General features: G+C 51.0%; 1 protein-coding gene and 1 rRNA gene. Both read left to right on the top strand.

Going from position 1 to position 928, the window contains the following annotated elements; genetic code table 11:
* Positions 1-149 precede the first annotated feature (149 nt).
* Positions 150-267 (top strand): 5S ribosomal RNA (gene rrf, locus HMPREF2932_RS02805).
* A gap of 396 nt (positions 268-663) precedes the next feature.
* Positions 664-928: IS3 family transposase (locus HMPREF2932_RS02810; RefSeq protein ID WP_071409564.1), on the top strand; the 265-nt coding region annotated here is incomplete at its 3' end.

The following is a 928-nucleotide window of genomic DNA, read 5'->3' on the forward strand; positions in this document are numbered from 1 at the left end:
ACTGGTACTAATAGACCAAAACAAACACACACACCCACCTTTCGGGTGTGTAAACAACAAACATAACAGTTAATTAATCACACTGTCGCTTGCGTCCACTACACAGTATCTGACACAACACCAGCAACCAGAATTTGCTCCGTGTGTTTGTCGGTGGCCTATAGCAGCAGGGAAACGCCCGGTCCCATTCCGAACCCGGAAGCTAAGCCTGCTAACGCTGATGGTACTGCAACCGGGAGGTTGTGGGAGAGTAAGAAACCGCCGACACCAAACAACAAACCATAACTCAATACACAACAAAGAGAGACCGTTGAAGCATTACTACCGCTTCAACGGTCTCTTTCTTCGTTTTCAAGGTCCGCCCCCAACGACACTGGGGGAGCGACCTCAAATCTCCTTGAGTACCACATCTAGGTCCATAACGCTTTGGCACTATCTTTTCGTCACTTTCGGTGCTTTCTCCTCGCGCTGATACTTTCGAGGAACGTATTTCAGCTACACTAATCAAAATGGTTGAATTAGCGTTCGGCGTTGCTTTTTGCGGGTCTACCCCGGGCTACGAGATTCGGTGGACGGATTCGTCGCTCAGTTGGACCTGACCCCTGTTTGGTAGACACCTGATATCCAGCCCAGTTGGGTTGGGAAGAAAGGTAATCTACCACCATGCCTAGGTACTCCGAACAGTTCAAACGTGATGCTGTGGCCCTCTACGAAAACAATGAGGACCTCTCACTTCACGCGGCTTCAGCAGAGCTTGGAGTCAATCGTTCCTCACTTTATTCCTGGCTTAAGCAGTACGGCACCGGCAAGCGTGCCCGCACGAAGACCCTGCGTGACAACGCCCAGGCGACAACCGATTCTGAACGGATCCGCCAGCTAGAAAAAGAAAACGCAAAGCTGCGCGAAGAACGCGACATCCTGCGTAAGG

Origin of the sequence: Corynebacterium sp. HMSC074H12 (assembly GCF_001813755.1) — a bacterium.
GTDB classification, from domain to species: Bacteria; Actinomycetota; Actinomycetes; order Mycobacteriales; family Mycobacteriaceae; genus Corynebacterium; species Corynebacterium hiratae.